At 70.8% G+C, this 17394-nt stretch carries 16 protein-coding genes; 7 read left to right on the forward strand and 9 right to left on the reverse strand.

Features of this window, described 5'->3' with window-relative positions; all coding sequences use genetic code 11:
- Positions 1 to 11: 11 nt before the first annotated feature.
- A complete protein-coding gene (locus ABD264_RS07880; RefSeq protein WP_344205336.1) occupies positions 12 to 1295 on the forward strand; it encodes an MFS transporter in 1284 nt (427 codons plus the stop codon).
- Between the two features lie 65 nt (positions 1296 to 1360).
- Positions 1361 to 2818 carry a benzaldehyde dehydrogenase gene (locus ABD264_RS07885; RefSeq protein WP_144941426.1) on the forward strand — a complete coding sequence of 486 codons (1458 nt, stop codon included), beginning with the start codon at positions 1361 to 1363 and terminating at the stop codon, positions 2816 to 2818.
- A 21-nt stretch (positions 2819 to 2839) separates the two neighbouring features.
- On the opposite strand, the gene ABD264_RS07890 is transcribed toward ABD264_RS07885, so the two are convergent.
- From ABD264_RS07890 to ABD264_RS07900, 3 genes are read right to left on the reverse strand one after another with little or no spacing between them, the layout of a single operon-like run.
- Entirely contained in the window at positions 2840 to 4345 is a 1506-nt protein-coding gene (locus ABD264_RS07890) for a tripartite tricarboxylate transporter permease (protein WP_144941424.1), read from the reverse strand.
- A complete protein-coding gene (locus ABD264_RS07895; protein WP_144941422.1) occupies positions 4346 to 4960 on the reverse strand; it encodes a tripartite tricarboxylate transporter TctB family protein in 615 nt (204 codons plus the stop codon).
- Positions 4957 to 5958, reverse strand: a complete 1002-nt coding sequence (locus ABD264_RS07900) for a tripartite tricarboxylate transporter substrate binding protein (RefSeq protein ID WP_186366740.1) — start codon at positions 5956 to 5958, stop codon at positions 4957 to 4959. Before ABD264_RS07900 ends, ABD264_RS07895 begins: the two co-directional genes overlap by 4 nt.
- Before the next feature lie 195 nt (positions 5959 to 6153).
- Between ABD264_RS07900 and ABD264_RS07905 the strand changes: the two genes are divergently transcribed.
- The 5 genes from ABD264_RS07905 (at position 6154) to ABD264_RS07925 (ending at position 11233) form a co-directional block, all read left to right on the forward strand.
- On the forward strand, positions 6154 to 6510 hold the full coding sequence (locus tag ABD264_RS07905) for a universal stress protein (RefSeq protein ID WP_144941418.1): 357 nt from the start codon (positions 6154 to 6156) through the stop codon (positions 6508 to 6510).
- A 54-nt stretch (positions 6511 to 6564) separates the two neighbouring features.
- Entirely contained in the window at positions 6565 to 7962 is a 1398-nt protein-coding gene (locus ABD264_RS07910) for an MATE family efflux transporter (protein WP_425554302.1), read from the forward strand.
- Positions 7963 to 8049: 87 nt separating this feature from the next.
- Entirely contained in the window at positions 8050 to 9045 is a 996-nt protein-coding gene (locus tag ABD264_RS07915; protein WP_144941414.1) for a universal stress protein, read from the forward strand.
- 56 nt (positions 9046 to 9101) lie between these two features.
- Positions 9102 to 9992 (forward strand): universal stress protein, encoded by an 891-nt coding sequence (locus ABD264_RS07920; RefSeq protein ID WP_144941412.1) that lies wholly within the window; start codon positions 9102 to 9104, stop codon positions 9990 to 9992.
- A 248-nt stretch (positions 9993 to 10240) separates the two neighbouring features.
- A complete protein-coding gene (locus ABD264_RS07925; RefSeq protein ID WP_303106143.1) occupies positions 10241 to 11233 on the forward strand; it encodes a TPM domain-containing protein in 993 nt (330 codons plus the stop codon).
- Between the two features lie 968 nt (positions 11234 to 12201).
- On the opposite strand, the gene ABD264_RS07930 is transcribed toward ABD264_RS07925, so the two are convergent.
- The 6 genes from ABD264_RS07930 to pdxS form a co-directional block, all read right to left on the reverse strand.
- Positions 12202 to 12939, reverse strand: coding sequence for an amino acid ABC transporter ATP-binding protein (locus tag ABD264_RS07930; RefSeq protein ID WP_144941408.1), 738 nt, complete (start codon positions 12937 to 12939; stop codon positions 12202 to 12204).
- On the reverse strand, positions 12932 to 13606 hold the full coding sequence (locus ABD264_RS07935) for an amino acid ABC transporter permease (RefSeq protein WP_012397183.1): 675 nt from the start codon (positions 13604 to 13606) through the stop codon (positions 12932 to 12934). Before ABD264_RS07935 ends, ABD264_RS07930 begins: the two co-directional genes overlap by 8 nt.
- Positions 13603 to 14430 carry an amino acid ABC transporter substrate-binding protein gene (locus ABD264_RS07940; protein ID WP_167317907.1) on the reverse strand — a complete coding sequence of 276 codons (828 nt, stop codon included), beginning with the start codon at positions 14428 to 14430 and terminating at the stop codon, positions 13603 to 13605. The genes ABD264_RS07935 and ABD264_RS07940 overlap by 4 nt, the downstream gene beginning before the upstream one ends.
- A gap of 14 nt (positions 14431 to 14444) precedes the next feature.
- Entirely contained in the window at positions 14445 to 15578 is a 1134-nt protein-coding gene (locus ABD264_RS07945) for a trans-sulfuration enzyme family protein (protein ID WP_344205345.1), read from the reverse strand.
- A 176-nt stretch (positions 15579 to 15754) separates the two neighbouring features.
- Positions 15755 to 16441: a pyridoxal 5'-phosphate synthase glutaminase subunit PdxT gene (gene pdxT / locus ABD264_RS07950; RefSeq protein WP_186367253.1), complete on the reverse strand. Its 687-nt coding sequence runs from the start codon at positions 16439 to 16441 to the stop codon at positions 15755 to 15757.
- Entirely contained in the window at positions 16438 to 17367 is a 930-nt protein-coding gene (gene pdxS / locus ABD264_RS07955; protein ID WP_144941406.1) for a pyridoxal 5'-phosphate synthase lyase subunit PdxS, read from the reverse strand. The genes pdxT and pdxS overlap by 4 nt, the downstream gene beginning before the upstream one ends.
- Positions 17368 to 17394: the final 27 nt, after the last annotated feature.

The following is a 17394-nucleotide window of genomic DNA, read 5'->3' on the forward strand; positions in this document are numbered from 1 at the left end:
AGGATCTACCCGTGGCCCGTTTCCTCCTGGACATCACTCCCCTGCGCGAAATTCCCGCGTTCCGTCGGCTCTGGATGGGCTCCACGCTGTCCATGCTGGGCAGCCAGTTCACGGTGATCGCAATCAGCCTGGAGGTCTTCGAGCTCACGCGCTCCACGTTCGCGGTGGGGCTCGTGGGGGTCTTCGCGCTCGTGCCGCTGATTGTCGCAGGACTCTACGGCGGTTCGATCGGGGACACCACGGACCGTCGCCTGGCCGGGTTGTGGACCACGGTGGGGCTGTTCGCGATGACCGTGGCGCTCGCCGCCCACGCGTGGCTGGACGTCCGCAGCGTGGGGGTCCTCTACTCCGTCGTGGCGCTGCACTCCTTCGCGCAGGGCCTGAACCAGCCCGTGCGCGGGGCGATCGTCCCCCGGGTGGTCCCCATGCGTCAGCTGCCCGCGGCCAACGCCCTGTTCCAGCTCACCATGGGCTCCTGTCTGATGATCGGCCCGCTCCTCGGCGCGTTAACGGTGGCCACCCTGGGGTTCCAGTGGGCCTACACGCTGGACGCCATGAGCTTCGGGGTGAGCCTGTGGGCCATGTACAAGCTGCCGTCCCTGCCTCCGGAGCCGGGGGAGCACGGCGCGGCCAGGAGGGCGGGGTTCCGCTCCGTTGTGGAGGGGTTCGCGTTCCTGGCCACCCGACCCAACCTGCGCATGACCTTTCTGCTGGACCTCGCCGCCATGGTCTTCGCGATGCCGCGTGCCCTGTTCCCGGTGCTCGGGGCGTCCGTGCTGGGCGGGGACCAGTTCACGGTGGGACTGCTCACCGCGGCGCTCGCGGCTGGGTCGGTGATCGCGGGCATCTTCTCAGGAACATTCATACGCATCAATCATCACGGTCGGGCGTGCACTGCCGCGGTGGCCGGATGGGCGGTGTGCATCATGGCCTTCGGCGCCGTGGTGCTGCTCGCCTCGCACGGCTGGGGTGCGGACACCGTGTGGCCCCTGGCCCTGTCCTGCCTCGTGCTCCTGGCGGCCGGCGTCATGGACTCAGTGTCCATGCTCTTCCGCACCACCATCCTGCAGGCCGCCACCCCGGACAACCTGCGGGGGCGGCTGCAGGGCATCTTCATCGTGGTGGTCGCCGGTGGGCCCCGCCTGGGCGACGCCGCCATGGGCACCGGCGGCCAGTGGCTCGGCCCCGGCTGGGCCGCCCTGGGCGGGGCTACCATATGCCTGCTGCTGGTCCTGCTGCTGGTGCGCCTGTTCCCGGCCTTCATGCGCTACGACGCCCGCGACCCGCAGCCCTGACACCCCCGCGGATGACGACGCCGCGCGGCCACCTTCACACACCACCCACCCAGGAGGGACACGACATGGCGATTCTCGAGGACAAGCGGTGGAGCGGAAAGCTCTTCGACGGCGGCTGGACGGACGGGGCGGGTGAGCCGATCGAGGTGCGCAACCCGGCCACGGACGAGGTGATCGCCTGCGTGGGCGGCGCGACCCCGGCGGACGTGCACGAGGCGGCGACAGCGGCCTCGTCGGCCCAGGTGGCGTGGGCGGGCATGAAGCCCACGGAACGCGCGGCCGTGCTGCGCCGCGCGGGGCAGCTGTTCGAGGAGAACACCGCCGAGATCGTCGACTGGGTGGTCCGCGAGACCGGCGCGATCCAGCCCAAGGCGGGCATGGAGGCGCACGTGGCCGCGCAGGAGTGCTTCGAGGCATCGGCGCTGCCCACGCACGTGAAGGGGCAGGTGCTCGCCTCGGACGAGCCGCACTGGTCCCTGGCGCGGCGCGTGCCCTCCGGAGTGGTCTCCGTGATCTCGCCCTTCAACTTCCCGCTGATCCTCTCAATCCGCTCGGTGGCCCCCGCGCTGGCCCTGGGCAACGCGGTGCTGCTCAAGCCGGACCCCCGCACCCCCGTGAGCGGCGGTGTGCTGATCGCACGGGTGCTTGAGGAGGCCGGTCTGCCGCAGGGCGTGCTGCACGTGCTGCCCGGGGGCGGGGACGCCGGTGCGGCTGCTGTGGACGCGCCCGAGGTGCGCGTCGTGTCCTTCACCGGGTCCACGGCGGCCGGCCGCCACGTGGGAGCGGCCGGTGCCCAGCACCTCAAACGCACGCACCTGGAGCTGGGCGGGAACAACGCCATGGTGGTGCTCCCCTCCGCGGACCTGGACCTCGCGGTGGGCGTGGGCGCGATGGGCTCGTTCTTCCACCAGGGCCAGGTGTGCATGACCACGGGCCGCCACATCGTCCACCAGAACGTCTACGAGGAGTACGTGGAGCGCCTGGCGGTGAAGGCCGATTCCCTCGTGGTGGGGGACCCGTCCCAGGGGCAGGTGCACCTGGGACCGGTGATCGACGAGAAGCAGCTGAAGGCCGTGGACTCCGTGGTCCAGGAGTCGGTGATCGCCGGTGCGAGCATCAGGGCCGGGGCCACCCACGACGGGCTGTTCTACCGGCCCACGGTGCTGGCGGACCTGGCCCCCCAGATGCCTGCGTGGAACCAGGAGATCTTCGGGCCGGTGGCTCCGGTGATCGCCGTGTCCTCCGTGGACGAGGCCGTGGCCCTGGCCAACGCCTCCGAGTACGCGCTCTCGCTGTCCGTCCTGGGCGAGGTGGGTGAGGCCATGGGGCTCGCGGACCGGATCCACGCCGGCAAGGTCCACGTCAACGAGATGACCGTGATGGACGAGGCCACCGCACCCATGGGTGGCATGAAAGCCTCCGGGACGGGTGCGCACTTCGGCGGCGCGGAGGCGAACATCGAGGCGTTCACCGAGCTGCAGTGGGTCACAATCAGCCCGGAGATCCCGACCTACCCGTTCTGAGCTGCCCGCGCGCGCCGGGTGTCACACGTCCCGGCGCGTGCGACTGGTGACCTTGCTGCGCAGCGTCAGCAGCAGCACGAGGAGCAGGACGCCGTAGAGCACGAGCACGATGGGTCCGGTGAAGAGCACCGCGGGGTCCCCGTCCGCGCTGATGAGGGCGTCGCGCAGGCTCGTCTCCGCGAGGGGGCCGAGCACCATGCCGATGATCAGGGGTGCGAGTGGGTAGTCGTGCATGCGCATCAGGAACCCGACGAGCCCCACGCCGAGCAGCATCAGCAGGTCGAAGGTGGACCCGGAGGTTGCGTAGATGCCGAGCCCGCAGAACACCGTGATCCCCGCGTACAGGTACGGCTGGGGGATCAGCAGCAGCTTGGCCCAGACCATGGCGAAGGGCAGGTTGATGACCAGAAGCACGATCATCGCGATGAAGAAGCTCGCCAGCAGCGCCCACACGAGGTCCGGCGCACGCTCGAACAGCAGCGGACCCGGCTGCAGGCCGTACTGGCGGAACGCCGCGAGCATGATGGCGGCGGTCGCCGAGACCGGCAGGCCCAGCGCGAGCAGGGCGCCCATCGCCATGCCGGTGGTCGCGTTGCCGGCGGCCTCCGGGGCGGCCAGGCCGCGGATGGCGCCCTTGCCGAACTGGGGATCAGGGCGACGACGGTCGAGCTTGCGTTCCGCGCCGAACGCCAGGAACGTGGGGATCTCGGCACCGCCGGCCGGGATCACGCCGAACGGCAGCCCGATCGCTGTGCCGCGCAGCCACGCCGGGGCGGCCTCGCGCAGCTCCGCGCGGCTGAGCCACGGTCGGCCCTTGGACTTCAGCATCTCGCCCTGGCTCTTGAACCGGGCCACGGTGGCGAAGTAGACGACCTCGCCGAGTGCGAGGACCGCCACCGTGACGGTCACGAGCGAGATTCCGTCGAAGAGGTAGGGGGAGTCCATGGTGAACCGCGGGATGCCCGTGACGGAGTCGATGCCCACCACCGCGATGCCCAGGCCGAACGCCAGGGACAGCAGACCCTTCACGGCCGAGTCGGTCACCACCGAGGAGGTGGCCACGAAGGCGAACAGTGCGAGCGCGAAGTACTCCGCGGGACCGAACTTGGTGGAGAACTCCGCGAGGAACGGTGCGAAGAAGACGACCACCACCGACGCCACGAAGCCGCCGATGAACGCACCGATGGCGGCGGTGGCCAGGGCCTGCGGGGCCCTCCCGTTCTGGGCCATCTTGTGGCCCTCGAACGTGGAGGCGATCGCGGAGGCCTGCCCCGGTGTGTTCATGAGGATGCCCATGGTGGAGTCCCCGAACAGCCCGCCAAAGTACACGCCGGAGAACATGATGAACGCGGCCGTGGGATCCAGGGCGAAGGTGACCGGCAGCAGCAGGGCCACGGCCATCGAGGAACCGAGACCGGGCATCACGCCCACGGCGGTGCCCAGGAAGCAGCCCAGGACCACCCAGAAGATGTTCTGGAACGTGAGGGCTCCGGCGAAGCCCTCCATCAGCAGTGACAGGGTGTCCATCTAGAACCCGCCTCCCAGGATGCCGGAGGGCAGTGAGAGCCCGAGGGCCATGTCGAATGCAATGTACGCGAGCGAGCTGACGGTCAGCCCCACCACCAGGGTGAGCAGCGGCCGGGCGGCACCGAAGCCGCGGGCCACGCACCAGAACAGCAGCGCGGCCCCGATGATCCAGCCCAGGAACTCGAGCAGCAGGGCGAAGACCAGGAACCCGCCGACCACCCAGGCGAAGGAGCGCCACGAGAAGCGGGGAGCGGCGTCGTCCCCGGGGGCTGTGGTGTCCGCCGCGCCGACGGCGGTGCTGCCGGAGGGTGCCTTCCCCGCCTGCTTCTCGTGCGCGGACCCGGCTGCGCGGCGCCGGCGCAGGATTACCAGGACGTCCAGGACCACGAGCCCGTAGACGACGCCTACCACCGTGGCCGGGAAGAAGCGCGGGCCCGGGAAGTCCACAGAGTCGGGAACGCTCATGCTCAGCAGACCCACCAGCAGGTAGGTGGCGAACGCCGTGAACACGAGCGGCATGGTCAGTTCCCCGAGCAGGAACGGGCGCGCGGGGGCGGTCTCTGTGCTCGGCGGTTCCACGGATGCCGAGTCCGCCCCGGCCACCTGCTGTGTCACAGTCCCAACTCCTTGTACAGACCTTGGATCCTGGTCTTTTCCTCGTCCAGGAAGGTGGCGAGCTTCTCACCGGTGACGACGTTCTCGTTCCAGTTGTAGCGTTCGATGGCCTTGCGCCACTGCGGGGTGGTGACGGTCTCCCGCACGATGCTCTCGAGCTCGGACTTCTCCGCGTCCGTGATGCCGCCCGGTGCCACGAGCAGGCGCCAGTTCGCGAGCGTCACGTCGAAGCCCTGCTCCACCGTGGTGGGAATCTCCACGCCCGCCACGGGGTCCTTGGCCACGATCGCGAGCGCCCGCAGCCGGCCTGACTCGATCTGGTCGATGGAGTCCGGGTAGCCGCTGGCGGCCGCGGCGGCCGTGCCGTTGAGCAGCGCCTGCGTGGACTCGCCGCCGCCGTCCGAGGACACGTAGATCATGTCCTTGGGAGACACGCCCGCGCTGATGGCCATCTCCGTGACCACGAGCTGGTCGAAGGAGCCGCCCCCGGTCCAGGGCACCTTGCCGGGGTTCTTGGCCCAGGCGTCCGTGAGCTCCTTGAGGCTCGTGTAGGGGGAGTCCCCGGGGACCACGACGACGTCGTACTCCTCCACGACCACGGCCAGCGGGTTCACGTCCGCGTAGGTGGTGGCCGAGTGGTACTGGATGGTGGCCGCGAGCTGGCCCGTGCCGCCGACCATGAGGTTGTTGGCCTGGCCCTCGAGGATCTCCAGGTTGCCCAGGGCGATCGTGCCGCCGGCACCGGGGATGTTGACCACCTGGGTGTTGTTCACGATGCCGTTGGCCCGCTGGGCCTGCTGCATCTCTCGGGCCACGGTGTCCCACCCGCCACCGGCCGCCGCCGGCGCGATGATGGTCAGCGAGGAGCGGAGGTCGTTGCCCCCGGACGCGGAGACGATGGAGCCGACGGTGGCGGTCCCGATCGCGCCGGCCGCCACGAGTCCACCGAGCCCGCAGGTCAGGAACTGGCGGCGGCTGGGGGAGTGAGTGGGTCTCACGATTCCTCCGGGGGTCGGGGTGCAAAGGATCCCTGGTCCGCCCTCGGAGCCGCAGGAATGTGACCTACCATACACATGTCAGCGGCTCGGGCCCCTCGGCGACGCCCCCGTCCGCGCACCCGTGCCCGTACGCTCGACCACGACCCCCGGGGCGCCGTCGAACGGCCCCGCCACCACCGCTCGAAACGAGGACCAATGGCCATCATTCTCGCCGCCGCAGATTCCCCCGCCGGCCACGCCGCCCGCGACTTCGCCGTGCAGGAGGCCCGCCGCCGCGATGCAGATCTCGTGGTCTTCCCCGTGGACGGCAACGAGCCGGACCTCTCCGCGATCGACTACCAGCGCGTGAGCCTCGAGCACGCGGCCGCCCGCAGCCGCGACGCCGTGGGGGACCTCGTGGACCTCACCAACCGCGAGGATGTCGAGGTCGTGGTGGTGGGCGTGCGCCGCCGCTCCCCGGCCGGCAAGATCTTCCTGGGCTCCTCCGCGCAGCAGATCATCCTGGAGTCCGCGGTCCCCGTGATCTCCGTCAAGCCCGCGCCGGGCCACTGACCCCGCCCGCGCGCACCGCTCCGGGGTGTCGGCGCGCCCGCCTACCCTGGAGCGGTGCCCACCCCTCCCACGAGCTCCGCCCCTGACCAGGACCCCACTGGCGAGCCCACCCCGCCCCGCCCCGCGAGCCTGAACCGGCAGATCCTCGCGCTCGCGGTCCCCGCGTTCGGCGCGCTGATCGCCGAGCCGCTGTTCCTGCTCGCGGACTCCGCGATCATCGGCCACCTGGGCACCGCCCAGCTGGCCGGGGTGGGCATCGCCTCGACCCTCGTGCAGACGGTCGTGGGGCTCATGGTCTTCCTGGCCTACAGCACCACCCCGGCGGTGGCCCGCCACCTCGGAGGGGGCCGGCTCGCCGAGGCGCTGCGGGTGGGCCGGGACGGTCTGTGGACCGCGGCGGGGCTGGGGATCGTGATCGCGACGGTGGGCGCCGTGGCGATGCGGCCGCTGCTGCGCACCATGGGTGCCCACGGCGAGGTGCTGGACCACGCGACGTCGTACGCCCTGTGGTCCCTGCCGGGGCTCGTGGCCATGCTCGTGGTCCTGGCGGCCGTGGGCGTGCTGCGCGGGCTGCAGGACACGCGGACCCCGCTCGTGGTCGCGGCCGCGGGTGCGATGCTGAACGCGGGACTGAACATGGTGCTCGTCTACGGCGTCCACCTGGGCGTGGCGGGTGCGGCGATCGGCACGAGCACCACGCAGTGGGCGATGGCCGTGACCTACCTGGTGATGCTCGGGCGGCGGTTCCGGGCGCAGTCGGTGGGGCTGACGACGTCGTGGCCAGGGGTGCGCTCGCACCTCACCGTGGGCTCGTGGCTCATGCTGCGCACCCTGTCCCTGCGCGTGGCGATCCTGCTCACCGTGGTGGTGGCCACGAACCAGGGCCCCGAGAACCTGGCCGGTTACCAGCTGAGCATGACGATCTTCAACTTCCTCGCCTACGCACTGGACGCCCTCGCGATCGCCGCCCAGGCCCTGCTGGGCAAGGAGCTCGGCGCGCGGGACGTGAACCGCGAGCAGGACCGCGCGGCCGTGCGGCTGCTGATGCGTCGGCTGCTGCGCTGGGGGCTGGGCTTCGGCGTGGTCACGGGGTTCGCGGTGGGGCTGCTCGGCCCGCACCTGGGGTTCCTGTTCACGCGCTCGCCGGAGGTCCAGGCGGTCTTCGGCGCGGCGCTGCTCGTGGTGGCCGTGGGCCAGCCGCTCGCGGCGTACGTCTTCGTGCTCGACGGCGTGCTGATCGGCGCGGGGGACGCCCGGTACCTCGCGCTGGCCGGCGTCATCAACCTCGCGGTGTACCTCCCCCTGCTGTGGGTGGTGTTCACGTGGGGTGGCGCCGGTGTGGTGGGAGCCGTGTGGCTGTGGGTCGCCTACGCGGGCGGCTACACCGGTGCCCGCGCGGCCACCCTGGGGTGGCGGATCCGCGGGCGTCGGTGGATGATCGCGATGGCCTGAGGCACCCCCTGCCAGGCGTGTGGCCCCGGGGGATCCACATGCGGGTTGGACCGCCCGCCGACGGCTGCGGAGGACTATTCTTAAGGCATGAACAAAGACGTTCTGAACACCTCGCCCAACGCTCCCGTCCTGGTGGGCATCGATGGCTCCGACATCGCCCTGCGGGCACTCGACCGCGCCCTGTCGGAGGCTCGTGCCCGCCACGTCCCGGTGCGCCTGATCAGCGCCTACCCCCTCATCGCGGTGGGAGAGCCGTCCCTCGAAGCACGTTTCCACGAGGCCGTGGTCGCGGAGAGCAAGAGCTATCTGGCCGACGCGAGCGAGTACGCCCGCGAGCACGCCCCGGACCTCGAGGTCCAGGACGTCCTGGGAGAGGGTGACGCCGCCCGCGCCGTCCTGGAGGAGGCCAGGAGTGCGTGCCTCGTCGTCCTGGGCAAGCGCGGTCGCGGCGGTGCCCTGCGGGGGCGCCTGGGCTCCGTGTCAGCCGCGGTGGCCGCCCACAGCCCCGTTCCCGTCATCGTGGTCCCGCCCAGCGAGAAGCAGGACGCCTCGGACGCGGAGGTCGTGCGCCAGGAGGCCAGGGCGTCAGAGGACGTCCGCGTCCCGGACGCGAAGGCCAAGGACGACGACCAGCTCTCCGCCTCGCAGACGGACTACACCGGCTCCGTGGTCGTGGGCGTGGACGCCTCCGGGGAGAAGAACCCGGCCGTCGCCCAGGCCGTGGAGTACGCCGTGGCCCACGGCTGCGCGCTGAGCATCGTCTCCGTCAACGGCGCCCTCTCCGGAACGCCCGAGTGGTTCCAGGACCAGTACAACCGGCCCTACTACTTCCAGGAGGCGCTCGAGAAGCTCTCGGAGCTCGCGCAGAGGATCTCCGGGGAGCACCCCAACCTGACCGTCACGCAGCACGCGTTCCTGGGCCGCCCGGGCCGGGTCCTGGTGCAGGCCACGCGGACCGCGGACCTCGTGGTGGTGGGCTCCCGCGGCATCGGCGGCTTCACCGGACTGCTGCTCGGCTCCGTGTCCCAGGCAGTGCTCGGCGCCGCGGCCGGACCCGTGATGGTGGTCCCCAGCGGCCGCTGACTCCCACGCACAGCCCCCCCGACGAGACGAACACGAGACAGGCAGGTACTGCAGAGATGACACAGAACATTGTGGTGGCGTACGACGGCTCCGAGCACAGCGAGCGGGCCCTGGACTGGGGGATCGCGGACTGCCTCGAGCGGCAGCTGCCGTTGAAGATCGTGCTCTCCACGGGGCGTCAGACCGGCCTGGACCAGTCCCTCTACGGCGCCTTCGCGGACGCGCTGCAGGAGGAGTCCGAGCGGCTCGCCAAGCGGGCCGTGGAGAAGGCCAAGACCGCCGGGGTCACGGCCCAGTGCATCATCGAGCGCGGTGACGCGGCCGGCGTGATCGTGTACGAGTCCAAGGACGCCGCCGTGGTGGTCATGGGCAAGCGCGGGCACCACGGCGTCCGCGGCCGGGTGGGCTCCGTCTCCGCGGCCGTGGCCGCCCACTCCTCGGTTCCCGTGGTGATCCTCCCGGAGAGCTGGAAGCCCGACGAGCGGGAAACCCGCCCCGAGGGTGAGACGTTCGCGGGCTGCGTCGTCGTGGGCGTGGACAAGCTCGGCACGGAGAACCCGGCCGTGACCGTGGCGGCGCGCTACGCCGCGGACCACGGGCTCACGCTCGCCGTGGTGAGCGTGGTCCCCACCACCGGCTACCTGCCGGTGAACTCCTACGAGCTCGAGATGGCCGTGCAGGAGCAGCTGAAGGCCCCGGCCCAGCAGCTCACAGAAAGCGTTGCCGAGGAGCTGCGGGGCGAGTTCCCGGGCCTTGAGACCGTCACCCGGGTACTGGAGGGGCGTCCGGCGGACGCCCTCGTGGACGCCTCGCGCACCGCGGACCTGCTCGTCGTGGGCACGCGCGGCTACGGCGGTTTCCGCGGGCTGCTCATGGGCTCCGTCTCGCAGGCCGTCCTTGCGGACGCCGAGTCCCCCGTGATGGTTGTTCCCACCGCGAAGAACTGAGGCTCCCGACGACGCCGTCGCGCACGTCCCCTCCGCGGGCCGGTTTCCCTCCCGGGAGCCGGCCAGTGGCCGAGGGCGGTCGGCAACGCCGGTTCGGGGCGGAGACCGAACCCGCGTCGGCTGCCACGCCGCCGACACGCCCGCCGGGGGCCGGGGTGATGGTTCTGTCCGCGCACGAGCGCACGTAGCCTGGCCCCAGCAACCCCCGCGTGCACAGCGCCGAACCCCGAGACCCCCGGAGGACCCTCGTGACCACCGCCGAAACCCAGCCCGCGGTGCTCAGGCGCGCCACCCTGGGGGGTGCCCTGGCCGCGATGCTCGTGGCGGGCGCCGTCGCCCCCGCCCAGGCCCTGGACGTCCCGCCGCGGCCCGAGGTGGGCGCCGTTCAGGACCAGGCCGACCTGCTGACGGACGGCCAGGAGGAGCAGCTCAACCGGTTGATCGGCGAGAAGAATGATGAAAACGAATACATCCGCGCGGCGGTCCTCACCGTGAACGACACCCAGGGCGAGAACATCGAGGATTACTCGCGCAAGGTCGCCACAGACTGGGGCGTGGGGGACGACGGGCGCAACAACGGCGTGCTGATCGTCGCGGACATGGGGGAGCGCGAGCTGCGCATCGAGGTCGGGGACGGCGCCCGGGAGGTGCTCTCGGACTCGGACGCCGAGAACATCATGGAGAACCAGCTCGAGCCCGGGTTCAAGGACGGGGACTACGCGGACGCGTTCACAAAGACGGTCACCAAGGTCTACGACGAGGCCGATCCGCAGGCCGCGGCGGACCGGGCGGCGAAGGGGCGCACGGTGGCCACGGTCATTTTGTCGATCGTCGGCGTGGTCGTGCTCGGGGTCCTGGTGATCGTCTGGCGCTGCCGCCGGAGCACCAGGCAGATCATGGATCAGGCGAAGCGGGAGATTGAGCAGTACGAGCGGGAGCATCCGGGCGAGGGGATCAGCGCGAGCATGCGCCGGGCCTACCTGAAGTACCGCCTGCAGAACCCCAAGGCGCCGGGCCTCAACGATGATCCCGTGCGCCGCACGGGCAAGGACGGCATCGAGCGGGAGGTGCACTACGCGCCCACCTTCCAGAGCTGGCTGCCGCTCTACGCGGTTTCCCCATCCCTGTACTCCGGGGGCGTGGTCAACGCCTCGAGCTCGTCGTCCGGCAGCTCCGGCGGCACGAGCTCGTTCGGCGGGGGCGGCGGCTTCACCGGGGGCGGGGCGTCCGGGAGCTTCTGAGCGGCACCCCCGCGGCCTGAACTGTTTTCGCGATGGCAAATTAGGTCATGGCCAGGGGGTCATGACGAGACCCGCTGTGCCCCTGGTCACCCAGGGCGGCCATCGTGATCGCCATGCTCCCGTTCGGGTCCTGAGGCTGCCGGATCCTCCTACGACCGCGCTGCGGGACACCCTCACCGCGGTGTACGACCGGGCGACCTCGCAGGCCGCCTCCGACCGCGCCTTCTCGAAGTCGGGGTTCATTCTCCGATCGGGGCGGTGCTGCTCCTTGTCGTGGCGGACGTGCCGACCTTGGTGATGCGGGGCCTGCCGCGGAGTCCCGCCGAAGGGCGGCTCCAGCGGCCCCGCGTACGGCAACAGCTCGGGCCCGTCCGATGCCTCCGGTTCCTCATGCTCGTTCGGCGGCGGTGGAGGATTCTCCGGGGGTGGCCCCTCGGGGGGGGCGTGGGATCCGGCCCGGTGCGCGGTTCACACTTCCCGGTTCACGACGACCCGGTGGCCGAGGAAGATCTCCCCCCCACGAGGACCACCCGGTCACCAAGAGTTCCTGTTCACCGGGCTCCTGGAGCTGTGCGCATCACACGCACCGGCGGAGGCCCCGCACCTACAGGGAGGCGGATGGCGGCCGATCCTGTGCGGACAGGGGAGGTCCGGGGAAAGCGGGGCACCATGAACCCGATCGAGCACCTGCGGCCGTCCCGGCTGCCGGCGGGACCGCTGCTGTCCGCCGTGGTCCTGGGGGCCGGCACCCACGTGCTGGTCTCCCTGGGCGACACGGGCGCCTGCCGCCGCGCTCACGGCCGTCTGGCACGCGTCCCGTCCGCGGCACCGCGAGTTCGCCGGCCGCTGTGGAGGCAGGGTGCCGTGGAGATATCACGCCGTAGCGGCACCACGGGCAGCACCCGCACCGGGCGTCGTCGTCGGCACCCGCCGCCACCGGCACCGCCGCAACGGCGGGCGTCACGGGCTCACACGGCGTCGAAGACGTTGAGGTAGCGCCGGATCCGTTCACTGTCCGAGGCAAAGAAGTCCTCCGGGGCGCCGTCGAAGCCGATCCCGCCGTCCGCGAGGAAGACGATGCGGTCCGCGACCCGGCGGGCGAAGCCGATGTTGTGCGTGACCACCACCAGGGAACGGCGCTCGCGGGCGAGGTCCACCATGACCCTGATGACCTCGGCCTCCAGCTCGGGGTCCAGGGCGGAGGTGGGCTCGTCGAAGAGCAGGTAGTCCGGCTCCACGGCCAGGGCCCTGGCGATCGCCACGCGCTGCTGCTGCCCGCCGGAGAGGTTGTCCGGGTACTCCTCCAACCGGTGGCCCATTCCCACGGACTCCAGCAGCTCCACTGCGCGAGCCCGGGCCGTGACGCGGTCCGCCTTGCCGTTCAGTGCCGGGGGCATGGCCACGTTGTCCAGCACCGTCTCGTGCGGGAAGAGGTTGTAGCCCTGGAAGACCATGGCGGAGCGGCGGCGGATCGCGGAGATCTGCCTGCGGGTCAGCTGCGCCCCGAAGGTCACGGAGTCCCCGTTGATGTCCAGGCGCCCGGACTCGGGGACCTCGAGCAGGTTCATGGTGCGCAGCAGGGTGGACTTCCCGGAGCCGGACGGCCCGAGGATCACGGTGGTCTCCCCGTTGGGCAGCGCCAGAGTGATCCCCCGCAGGACGGTGGTGTCCCCGAAGCTCTTGGAGACGTCTGTCAGCTCAAGCATGGGAACTCCTGATGTAGCGGTTGGACACCCGTTCGAGGCGGGACTGCAGCAGCGAGAGGACAGTGAAGATCGCCAGGTAGATCACAGCCACCTCCGCGTAGAGCGCGAGGGGCTGGAAGTTGGTCGCGGCGATCTGACGGCCCACCTGGAACACGTCCGCCAGGGTGATGACCATGACCAGGGAGGTGCCCTTGACCAGGTCGATGAGGTCGTTGCCCAGGGGAGGCAGCGCGATCCGCAGGGCCTGGGGCGCGACGACGTGGCGCACCGTCTGCCAGCCCGTGTAGTTCAGCGTCCGGGCGGCTTCGAGCTGGCCCCGGGGGATGGACTGCACGGAGGCCCGCAGGGTCTCCGCCGCGTAGGCCCCCGTGTTCAGGGTGAACGCGAGGATCGCGGAGGTCCACGCGGAGAGCGTGATGCCGGCGGCGGGCAGCCCGTAGAAGATGATGAACAGCTGCACCAGGATCGGGGTGCCGCGGAACAGCCACACGTAGAAGCGGGAGATCCACTGCAGGGGGCGGATGCCGCTCAGGCGCATGGCGGTGGCGAGCACCGCCACCACCAGGGCGAGGACGAAGGCGATGATGCTCAGCGGGATGGTCACCTTGACGGTGGCCAGCAGCAGCTGCGGAAGGGAATCGGCCCAAAGGCTCAGGAAATCGGTCATGACTCCGGGGTGAGGTCGGTGGACACGTATTTCTCGAAGATCTTGGCCAGATCGCCGTTGTCCATGTGGGTGGTCAGGGACTTGTCCACGGCGGCTCGCAGCCGTGGCTGGTTGCGGGCCATGAGCACCGCGGACTCCGAGGCGTCTCCCACCTGGCCGTCCAGGAGACGGATCCTGGCGTCAGGGCGCTGCTCGAAGAACGCCTGGAACGTCACGAAGTCGTTGGCGGTCATCTCCACGCGCCCGAAGGTCACGAGCATGATGGCCTCGTCGAACCCCGTGGTGGGCACCAGCTGGGCCCCCAGGGCGGCCATGCTCTTGCCGAAGTTGGAGGTCTCGGTCTGGGCGGAGGTGTGCCCGGAGATCTCGTCAACGGACGTCAGCGGGGAGTCCTGGGCGACCCCGGCGCGGCCCTGGGAGATCGCGTAGGGGATGGAGAAGTCGAAGTTCTCCCTGCGCTCGGCCGTGGGTGCGATGTTGTTCATGACAAGGTCGTAGCGGCCCGCGTCCACCCCCGCGATCAGCGAGTCCCACTGGGTCTCAACGTAGGTGGCGCGCACCCCGAGGTCCTTGGCGATCAGGTCCCCGATCTCCTTTTCATAGCCCACCAGGGCGCCGGAGTCGTCGTGGTAGCCGTACGGGCGGAACGTGCCCTCCATGCCGATGCGCACCTCACCGGTGCGCTGGATCCTGGTCAGCAGGTCCTCGGAGGCACCCGAGTCCTCGGAGCCGCCGCCCGGTGAGCAGGCGGCCAGCACGGCAACCAGCCCCGCCAGGCCGGTGCCGCTGAGCACGGCCCGGCGGGATGCTCGACGTGAGTCCACGGTGGGTTCCCCTCTCAGGCCGCGTCGAGGGCCTGGGCGAGGTCCGCGATGAGGTCCTCGACGTCCTCGATGCCCACGGCCACGCGCAGCAGGTTCTCGCTCAGGTGCGCCAGCTCGCGGTCCTCAGGTGAGTATGCCCCATGGGTCATGGATGCGGGGAGGCAGATCAGAGACTCGATGCCGCCCAGGCTCACTGCGAAGCCGAAGATCTCCAGGCGGCCGAGGAACGCCCGGACGTCCTTGCCTGGGAGGAGCTCGAAGGAGAACAGCCCCCCGAGCCCGTCCGCCTGGGCCTCCTGGATCCGGGCCTCCTCCTCGTCGAAGGATCCGGGGACGAGGACTCGCGCCACCTCGTCCCGGCCGCGCAGGAACTCTACGATCCGGTGGGCGTTCTCCTGCTGGCGGTCCAGGCGGATGCCGAGGGTCTTCACAGACTGGATCAGTCGGTAGGAGTCGATGGGGGAGAGCACCCCGCCCGAGACCATCTGTGCCAGGTGCAGCTGCTGGGCCATCTCGTCGTCGTTGGTGCTGACCACGCCGCCCAGCAGGTCCCCGTGGCCGCCGAGGTACTTGGTGGCGGACTGCACGGTGGCGTCCGCGCCCAGCTCCAGCGGGCGCTGCAGGTACGGGGTGAGGAACGTGTTGTCCACGACCACCATGGCGCCGTGGCGGTGGGCAAGCTCGACGACACGTCGGATGTCGGTCACGCGCAGCGTGGGGTTGGACGGCGTCTCGAGGAACACGATGCGCGTGCTCTCGTCGAAGTCCTCGTCCGAGAGCCGGTTGAGGTCGTCGTGGAAGTGCGTGGTGATCCCGCGCTTGGGCAGCTCAATGGTGGCCCACCGGTAGTTGCCGCCGTAGACGGGCAGGCCCATGATCACCGAGTCACCGGCGTGCAGGGTGCCGAGCACGGCCCCGGTGGCAGCCATGCCGGTGGCGAACGCGAAGGAGTGCCGGGCGCCCTCGAGCGCCGCCAGGGTGGTCTCGGCATCGGTGCGCGTGGGGTTCGACCCGCGCTGGTACTCGAAGGGACCCTCGCCGCCCTCGGTGGGCTGCAGGAACGTGGAGGCGGTGTGGATCGGGGGCACCACGGCACCCAGGGCGACGTCGTGCAGCGCGTGGATGGTGCGTGTGGTGAAGCCGGCCAAGAGTTCCTCCGTCGTGAGTAGTCAGAGAGGCCAGGTCTACACGGATCGGCGCGCCGGTGCGAGTCTGTTGCGCCGGAAGTCGTGATGTGGCGCACCGGGGTTTCCCGTCTCGGTGCTGGTCGGGGGGGCGTCCTGCGCCCTGCCCGAGTTCGTCTGGGCGCTCACCCCGACCGTGCTCACCCCCGGCGGGCGGCCACCTGCTCCAGCAGCATCCGGTGCAGGGTGGTGTCCCCGGTGAGCTCCGGGTGGAAGCTGATGCCCAGCACGCTGCCCTGGCGCACCGCCACCACCGCACCCCGGTGGCGCGCGAGAACTTCCACGCCGTCGCCCGCACGGGTCACTTCGGGGGCGCGGATGAAGGCCGCGCGCACCACGTCACCGGGCGCCACGACGTCGCTCGCTGGGCCCTCCCACGCCAGCTCCACCTCCGCAGAGGCCACCTGCGAACCGAACGCGTTGCGGTTCACGCTCACGTCCAGCACCCCGAGGGACTGCTGGCCGGGGGCCGGATCCTCGATCTCGGAGGAGAGCATGATGAGCCCGGCGCACGTGCCGAGCGTGGGCAGGCCTCCGCGGACCACCCGTTGCAAGGAGTCGAACAGTCCGAACGTACGGCACAGCCGGTCCACCGTGGAGGACTCCCCGCCGGGCAGGATCAGCGCGTCGATGCGGGGGACGCCGTCCGGGTCCACGAGGTCATCGGCGGAGCGCACCTTCACGGCGCGGGCGCCCAGGGACTCCACCGCGCGCACGTGCTCCACGACGCCGCCCTGCAGGGCGAGCACGCCCACAGTGGGGTGGGCGCTCGGGCCCGGCAGGGCGGCGTCGTCGTGCGGGTGGTGCTGCGAGGGGGACCCGCTCACCAACCGCGCTCCGCGAGGCGGTGCGGTGCGGGCAGGTCCGCCACGTTGATGCCGACCATGGCCTCGCCCAGGCCTCGGGAGGCCTCCGCGATGCGGGCGGGATCGTCGTAGTAGGCGGTCGCGGCCACGATGGCGCGGGCGCGCTCGGCGGGGTTGCCGGACTTGAAGATGCCCGAGCCCACGAACACTCCGTCCGCGCCGAGCTGCATCATCATCGCCGCGTCCGCGGGGGTGGCCACGCCGCCGGCGGTGAACATCACGACCGGCAGGGACCCGGCGCGGGCCACCTCGGCCACGAGCTCGTACGGCGCCTGCAGCTCCTTGGCCTTGACGTACAGGGCGTCCGGGGCAGCGGTGTACAGCGCCTGCAACTCCGCGATCTGCGCTCGGATGGTGCGGATGTGCTTGGTGGCCTCGGAGACGTCGCCCGTGCCGGCCTCGCCCTTGGAGCGGATCATGGCCGCGCCCTCGGTGATCCGGCGCAACGCCTCACCCAGGTTGGTGGCGCCGCACACGAACGGGACGTCGAAGCGGTGCTTGTCGATGTGGTTGGCGTAGTCCGCGGGAGAGAGCACCTCGGACTCGTCGATGTAGTCCACTTTGAGGTGCTGCAGCACCTGCGCCTCCACGAAGTGCCCGATCCGCGCCTTTGCCATCACGGGGATGGAGACGGTGTCGATGATGGACTCGATGAGGTCCGGATCGCTCATCCGGGCCACGCCGCCCTGGGAGCGGATGTCCGCGGGCACACGTTCCAGTGCCATGACGGCCACGGCACCGGCGTCCTCGGCGATCCGTGCCTGCTCCGCGGTGACCACGTCCATGATCACGCCGCCCTTGAGCATGTCTGCGAGACCGCGCTTCACGAGGCGCGAGCCGGTCACAGGGGTGGGGTTCTGGGCGGAGGTCTGGGTGGCTTCAGTCATGCCCACCATCGTGGCCCGGAAAGTGGT

It is taken from the genome of Kocuria salsicia, from assembly GCF_039532055.1.
Classification (GTDB): domain Bacteria; phylum Actinomycetota; class Actinomycetes; order Actinomycetales; family Micrococcaceae; genus Kocuria; species Kocuria salsicia.

Bases quoted from the DNA above. Each gene is read 5' to 3' on its own strand.
- ABD264_RS07885 (WP_144941426.1), top strand. From the start codon at position 1,361: ATGGCGATTCTCGAGGACAAGCGGTGGAGCGGAAAGCTCTTCGACGGC.
- ABD264_RS07890 (WP_144941424.1), bottom strand. From the start codon at position 4,345: ATGGACACCCTGTCACTGCTGATGGAGGGCTTCGCCGGAGCCCTCACG.
- ABD264_RS07905 (WP_144941418.1), top strand. From the start codon at position 6,154: ATGGCCATCATTCTCGCCGCCGCAGATTCCCCCGCCGGCCACGCCGCC.
- ABD264_RS07915 (WP_144941414.1), top strand. From the start codon at position 8,050: ATGAACAAAGACGTTCTGAACACCTCGCCCAACGCTCCCGTCCTGGTG.
- ABD264_RS07920 (WP_144941412.1), top strand. From the start codon at position 9,102: ATGACACAGAACATTGTGGTGGCGTACGACGGCTCCGAGCACAGCGAG.
- ABD264_RS07930 (WP_144941408.1), bottom strand. From the start codon at position 12,939: ATGCTTGAGCTGACAGACGTCTCCAAGAGCTTCGGGGACACCACCGTC.
- ABD264_RS07935 (WP_012397183.1), bottom strand. From the start codon at position 13,606: ATGACCGATTTCCTGAGCCTTTGGGCCGATTCCCTTCCGCAGCTGCTG.
- pdxS (WP_144941406.1), bottom strand. From the start codon at position 17,367: ATGACTGAAGCCACCCAGACCTCCGCCCAGAACCCCACCCCTGTGACC.